The following is a 6,147-nucleotide window of genomic DNA, read 5'->3' as shown; positions in this document are numbered from 1 at the left end:
GCCCGGGCCGCCGCCAGCGGCGGGCTGAGCACCGGCAGGCCGAGCCGGTCGGCCAGCTCGGCGTGCACCGGGCTGATCGAGTACTGCCCGAGCAGGACCAGCTCGACGCCGTCAAGGTGAGGCGCGGCGGCCCGCGCGAGCGCGTCGGTCAGGTCCGGCCAGTCGCGGGCGGCGGCCGCGGCCGCGGCCCCCGGCGCCGCGATCGCGCGCACCTCGACGCCGTCCGCCACCTCCTTGAGCCGCCGGGCCGAGTCCGCCGCCGCGGAGTCGAGCGAGCCGAGCACGAGCACGGTGCCGGGCCGCCGCCGGGCGACGTCGGCGAACACGGCCTCGTCCGAGCCCGTCACCGGCACCTCGTGCAGCCGCCGGGCGATCCCGGCGGCCGGGCCGTACATCGAGCAGGACAGCAGCACCGCGTCGGCGCCGCCGCGGACCGCGTAGTCGATGAGCGCGAGCATGCGACGCCTCAGCGCGGGTGTCAGGCCGCCGGCGGCGTCGGCCTCGGTGACGAGCCGGTCGTCCAGGAGGTGCCAGGCCCTGGCCTCGGGAAACCCTTCGCCGAGCCCGTCGGCGGCGGGCCGGATGGAGGCCGGGGTGGCGTTGACGACCGCGATCGTCGGGTTCATCGCTTCACGCCGGCGGCGACGGCCTCGGCGAACGCTCGGGTGCCCGCCGTGCCGCCCATGTCACGGGTACGGGTGCCGCCCCGGACGGTGTCGGCGACCGCGGCCTCGATCAGGGCGGCGGCCCGGACCAGGGCGGGGTCCTGGTGGCGGGCGCCGAGCCAGTCGAGCAGCATGGCGCTGGACAGGATCATCGCGATGGGGTTGGCGACGTCCTGGCCGGCGATGTCGGGGGCGGAGCCGTGCGCGGCCTGGGCCATGGCGCGCTCGTGGGAGGCGTTGATGGACGGGGCGATGCCGAGCGATCCGGCGATCTCGCCGGCCAGGTCGGACAGGATGTCGCCGAACATGTTCTCGGTGACGATCACGTCGAAGTCGTCCGCCCGCCGCACCAGGTGCACGGTCATCGCGTCGATGTGGAAGTCGTCCACGGCCACGTCCGGATAGCGCGCGGCGACCTCGCGGCAGACGTCGCGGAACATGCCGGTGGTCAGCTTCAGCACGTTGGCCTTGTGGACGATGGTGAGCTTGCCGCGCCTGCGGCAGGCGAGCTCGAACGCCTCGACGGCGATCCGCTCGACGGCGGGCCGGGTGATGATGCCCATGGCGATGGCCACGTCGGGGCTGGGCATGAACTCGCCGCTGCCCTTGTAGGTGCTGCGGTCGGCGTAGAAGCCCTGGGTGTTCTCCCGGACGATGACCAGGTCGGTGCCGGGGACGACGGCGTCGGCGCCGTCGAAGGCCTTGGCCGGGCGGATGTTGGCGAACAGGTCGAAGTGCTTGCGGATGGTGCCGCTGGGGTTGAGCTTGGAGCGGTGCGGCTCGGGGTAGGCGGCGCTGTCGTGCGGGCCGAGCAGCCAGGCGTCCAGCTCGGCGAGGGCGGCGAGCGTCTCTTCCGGTACGGCGTCGCCGTGGCTGTCGATGGCGGAGGCGCCGAGCGGCAGCTCGGCCCACTCGACGGGGGCGGCGCCGGCGGCGGCGAGCGCGGCGTCCACGACCAGGACGGACGCGGGGACGATCTCGGGGCCGATGCCGTCGCCTTCGAGGACGCCAAGACGGTAGGAAGTCACGAAATTTACGTCCTTACGAGTGCTTCGACGTCCTCGGGCAGGGCGTCGGTGGTCGGGTAGAGCAGGCAGGCGGCGGGCTCGACGACGAGCGTGACCTCGCCGCTCAGCCCCGGGCGGGCGGTCTCCGCCTGGATGACGTGGTCGCCCAGGCGCAGGTCGTACTCGTGGCGGGAGCCGATGTAGGAGCTGGTGAGCACCTCGGCGGTGAGCACGTTCACGTCGGCGGGAGCGCTGCGGCCGGAAGGGAGGATCTCCAGCCGCTCGGGGCGCACGGCCACGGTGACGCGCGGGCCCGGCGTGCCCTCGGGGACGGCGATGGTCTGCCCGGTGCAGTCCAGCCGCACCTCCGCCGGGCCGGTCATCGTGCCGGTGAGGAAGTTGCAGCGGCCGACGAACGCGGCCACCTCGGCGGTCGCGGGGGTCTCGTAGATCTCTTTCGGGGTGCCGATCTGCACCATGTCGCCCTTGGACATCACCGCGATGCGGTCGCTCAGGGCCAGGGCCTCCTCCTGGTCGTGGGTGACGTACACGGTGGTGATGCCGAGCTCCTCCTGCAGCCGCTTGAGCCAGGCGCGGGCCTGCTCGCGCAGCTGCGCGTCCAGGTTGGACAGCGGCTCGTCCAGCAGCAGCACGCTGGGCGAGTAGACCAGGGCGCGGGCGAGGGCGACGCGCTGCTGCTGGCCGCCGGACAGCTGGTGCGGGTAGCGGTCCTTCAGCTCGGCCAGGCCCACCTTGCCGAGCGCCTCGGTGATGAGCTCGTCCTGCGTGCGCCGGTCGACCTTGCGGATCTTGAGCGGCATGGCCAGGTTCTGCGCGACCGTCATGTGCGGCCACAGCGCGTACGACTGGAACACCATCCCCAGGTTGCGCCCCTCGGGCGGCACGAACGTGCCGGCGTCGACGAACGTGGCCGGGCCGACCGCGATGCTGCCGGCGCTCGGCCGCTCCAGACCGGCGATGCACGCCAGGGTGGTGGACTTGCCGCAGCCGCTGGGGCCGAGCAGCGTGAAGAACTCGCCGTCGGCGATGGTGAAGGAGATGTCGCGCAGGACGGCGTTGTCACCGAATTGCTTGGACAGGTTGGCGACCTGGACCTCAGGCATCTGTACGCCCCTTGAGAAGTAGTCCGGCGAGCCCGACGAAGGTCGCCGTGATGGCGATCTGCAGGCTGGCCAGCGCGGCCACGGAGCCGGTGTTGCCCTGCACCCACAGCTCGAGCATGGTCGTGCCGATGATGTTGGAGTCCGCCGAGCCCAGGAACACCGCGGGCGAGTACTCCTTGAGCAGCGTCACGAACGTCAGGATCAGCGCCCCGGCGAAGGCCGGCCGCAGCAGCGCCGCCAGGATGCGGGTGAACGTACGCACCCAGTCGGCGCCGGAGACCCGGGCGGCGTTGTCGAGCTCCCGGCCGATCTGCATGATCGACGGGGAGATGGAGCCGAACCCGCTGGGCAGCGCGCGCAGCCCGAAACCGATGATCAGCGCCCACAGCGTGCCCTGGATCAGGGTGCCCAGCCCGAACGGCGCGAAGGCCAGCGCCCAGAACAGGCCGATGCCGACGATGATGCCGGGCATCGCCTGCGGGGCGAGCGCCAGATACTCCACCGCGCGGGCGAAGCGGAAGGTCGAACGCCTGGCCACCATGACCGCCAGCAGCGACAGCGCGCTGACCAGGACCGCGCCGATCGCCGCGACCAGCAGGCTGTTGACGATGGACTGCACGTACACCGGATAGGTGAAGATCCGCTCGTAGTTGTCCCCGGTGAGGGTCCTGAACGGCGACTGCAGCGGCGTGAACACCTGCGTGAAGGAGCGGAACACCAGCCCGCCGATGGGCACCAGGGCGCCCATCACCACGTAGAAGGCGATGGCGGCCATGCTGATCCACTTCAGCCGGCCCAGGTCCAGCGGTCGCGGGCGGGTGGCCTTGCCGCGGACGGAGACGAACCGCTGGGCGTTCTTCAGCAGCCTGGCCTGCAGCGCGACCAGGCTGACGGTGACGAGCAGGATGATCGCCGACGCCGCGCCCAGCACCCCGTAGTCCGGATTGATGGACTGCAGGCCGTTGCGGTACAGGAAGGTCGAGAAGACGTCGATGCGCACCGGCTGGCCGAACAGCAGCGGCACGCTCAGCGTCTCCACCGACATGCTGACCACCAGGATCGAGCTGTAGACGACGGGCGGGCGCAGCAGCGGCAGGATCACCGAGCGCAGGATGCGCACCGGCCCCGCCCCGCACACCTGGGCGGCGGCCTCCAGCGAGGCGTCGCTCTGGCGCAGCGCGTTGGCGCAGAAGGTGTAGACGATCGGGGCCAGCGCCACGGCCTCGGTCAGCGCCATGCCGGGGATGGAGTACAGGTTCCACGGCAGGAAGCCGAGCAGGCGGCGTACCTCGACGCTGACGAACCCGGCCGGGCCGTACATGGTGATCCAGCCGAAGCCGAGGATGAGCGAGGAGATGAAGAACGGCCACTGCATGGCGGCGGCGAAGACGCGGCCGCCGGGCAGCTTGGTGCGTACCACGACCACGGCCATCGGCACCGCGATGAGCAGGCTGAGCACGGTGGTCAGCCCCGCGAACAGCGCCGTGTTGAGCACGACGCGGCCGAATCCCGCCTCGGTGAACAGCCGCACGTAGTTGCCGGCGCCGAGCACGCCGCCCGCCTCGTACAGGGGGCGGTCGAGGAAGGACTGGTAGAGCGTCGGGACGACCGGCGCCAGCACCAGGACCGCCAGCAGGATCAGCACGGCGTACTGCAGCCAGCTCTCCCGGGCCAGCCCCAGCGGCCTGCGGTAGCGCGGCGGCGGATGCGCCGGCGGACGCGGCGGGGAAAGGGTGGTCATCGTGTTCCTCTCAGCGGCCGAGCAGGCCGTTCCACTTGCCGGCGAACGACTTGACCTCGGCGTCGGGGACCTTCGCGTACTTGGCGAGGATGATGTTGGCCTGGCCCACGGCCTTGACCAGCTCCTGGTAGGTGTGCAGGCCGTCGCCGGTCGCGACGCCGTCGCGGTAGGAGGTCAGCCCGCCCTCGGCGACCGCCCGCTGGCCCTCCTGCGACAGCACGAAGTCCACGAACAGCTTCGAGGTCGCCGGATGCGGCGCCTTGGCGGCGATGCCGACGCCGCGCGGCAGCACGACCGTGCCGTCGTCGAGGAACGAGATCGCCAGCAGGCCGCCGCTCTTCTCCACCACGGGGTACGCCGGAGCGGCGCTGACGAAGAAGCCGGCCACGTACTCGCCGGACGTGATCTTCTCCAGTTGGGTGCCGGACGACGTCTCCGGCCTGGCCAGCGGCAGCACCGACTGCAGCGAGGTCCAGGAGTCGGGGCGGGCCTCGGCGAAGGCGTGCGAGACGGTGAAGCCGAACGCGCCGCTCACGTCCCGCGTGGTGATCTTGCTCTTGTACTGGGCGGGGTCCTTGGCCAGGATCGCCGCCAGGCTCTTCAGCCCGGTCGGCTTCTCGGGCAGCAGCGAGGTGTTGTACGCGATCGACATGGGGTCGGCCGACATGGCGTACACGCTGGGCAGCAGCTCGCCGAAGTCCGGCAGCTTGCCCTTCTCCGGCGAGGCGTACTCCATGAGGGTTCCCGGCCGGGCGGCGAAGTCGGCCCACGCCTGGGCGGCGTTCGACACGACCAGGTCGGCGGGCGAGCTGCCGGTGGCCTGCTCGCTGAGCACCCGCTGGAACACCTCGTCGCTGTCCAGGTTGTTGGCCGCGATCTTCGTCACCCAGGGGTACTTCTTCTCGAAGTCCCGGAAGATCGGCGCCCAGTTCTCCTGGTCGGTGTTGGAGTAGATGGTGAGGGTGCCGCCCTCCTTCTTGGACGCCTCGATGAGCTGGGCGTACTCGCTCGGGTAGTAGGACGGGGCCTGTCCCGTCGCGATCGAGTTCGGCGGCGGCTGTTTCGCCGCCCCGTCTCCATTACTGCCTCCACCGCCGCAGGCCGTGAGGAGGCCGAGTGCGAGTACGGCGACGCCCAGGGCGCGGAACGTGGGGTGGAAGGTGGTCATGTGCTTCCTCCTAGACCAGGCGCGACCGACCAGCCGTCGCCTGCGATGCCGCACACTCTGCTTCGTTATAACCTATGACGTCAAGCCCTCGTTTCCGGAATGTAACGCGAAGAGCCTCTTAGGCGCCTTATAGCGGCCACGATCCTGCGCTCTGGTTTTCTGATGACCGGTCCCGACTCTTGCCGATAAGACCGGACGGCGGTGTAGGTTATAACGGTCACCGACGAGACAGGACAGCGATGAGCGAATCAGCGGCCGAGCTCTACACGACGAAGGCGGACTTCGCCTACCTGCGCGTCAAAGAGCTGATCCTGTCCGGGAAGCTGCTTCCCGGCTCCGTCATCGCGCAGGCGCAGCTGGCCCGCGACATCGGCATCAGCACCACTCCCCTGCGCGAGGCCCTGCGCCGGCTCAAGAGCGAGGGGCTGGTCGAGCTGGACGC

At 70.8% G+C, this 6,147-nt stretch carries 6 protein-coding genes; 1 reads left to right on the top strand and 5 read right to left on the bottom strand.

Annotated elements, in window-relative coordinates; all coding sequences use genetic code 11:
- The 5 genes from ACWDX9_RS58265 to ACWDX9_RS58245 all read right to left on the bottom strand — a co-directional run.
- Positions 1-626, bottom strand: a 626-nt coding sequence (locus ACWDX9_RS58265) for an aspartate/glutamate racemase family protein (protein WP_449971987.1), incomplete at its 3' end; no start/stop codon positions are given.
- Positions 623-1,693 carry an isocitrate/isopropylmalate dehydrogenase family protein gene (locus ACWDX9_RS58260; protein WP_449971985.1) on the bottom strand — a complete coding sequence of 357 codons (1,071 nt, stop codon included), beginning with the start codon at positions 1,691-1,693 and terminating at the stop codon, positions 623-625. The genes ACWDX9_RS58265 and ACWDX9_RS58260, both read right to left, overlap by 4 nt.
- A 5-nt stretch (positions 1,694-1,698) precedes the next feature.
- Positions 1,699-2,796: an ABC transporter ATP-binding protein gene (locus tag ACWDX9_RS58255; protein ID WP_449971981.1), complete on the bottom strand. Its 1,098-nt coding sequence runs from the start codon at positions 2,794-2,796 to the stop codon at positions 1,699-1,701.
- Positions 2,789-4,537: an ABC transporter permease gene (locus tag ACWDX9_RS58250; protein WP_449971978.1), complete on the bottom strand. Its 1,749-nt coding sequence runs from the start codon at positions 4,535-4,537 to the stop codon at positions 2,789-2,791. Before ACWDX9_RS58250 ends, ACWDX9_RS58255 begins: the two co-directional genes overlap by 8 nt.
- Before the next feature lie 10 nt (positions 4,538-4,547).
- Positions 4,548-5,705: an ABC transporter substrate-binding protein gene (locus ACWDX9_RS58245; RefSeq protein WP_449971975.1), complete on the bottom strand. Its 1,158-nt coding sequence runs from the start codon at positions 5,703-5,705 to the stop codon at positions 4,548-4,550.
- A gap of 239 nt (positions 5,706-5,944) precedes the next feature.
- On the opposite strand from ACWDX9_RS58245, the gene ACWDX9_RS58240 reads away from it, so the two are divergent.
- The coding region (locus tag ACWDX9_RS58240; RefSeq protein WP_449971973.1) for a GntR family transcriptional regulator at positions 5,945-6,147 on the top strand (203 nt) is incomplete at its 3' end.

The organism is Nonomuraea sp. NPDC003201 (assembly GCF_053590415.1).
Note: the sequence above shows the minus strand (reverse complement) of the source record. Positions and strands in the feature narration are given on the sequence as shown.

Coding starts and splice junctions, on each gene's coding strand:
- ACWDX9_RS58245 (WP_449971975.1), bottom strand. CDS start 5,705: ATGACCACCTTCCACCCCACGTTCCGCGCCCTGGGCGTCGCCGTACTC.
- ACWDX9_RS58255 (WP_449971981.1), bottom strand. CDS start 2,796: ATGCCTGAGGTCCAGGTCGCCAACCTGTCCAAGCAATTCGGTGACAAC.
- ACWDX9_RS58250 (WP_449971978.1), bottom strand. CDS start 4,537: ATGACCACCCTTTCCCCGCCGCGTCCGCCGGCGCATCCGCCGCCGCGC.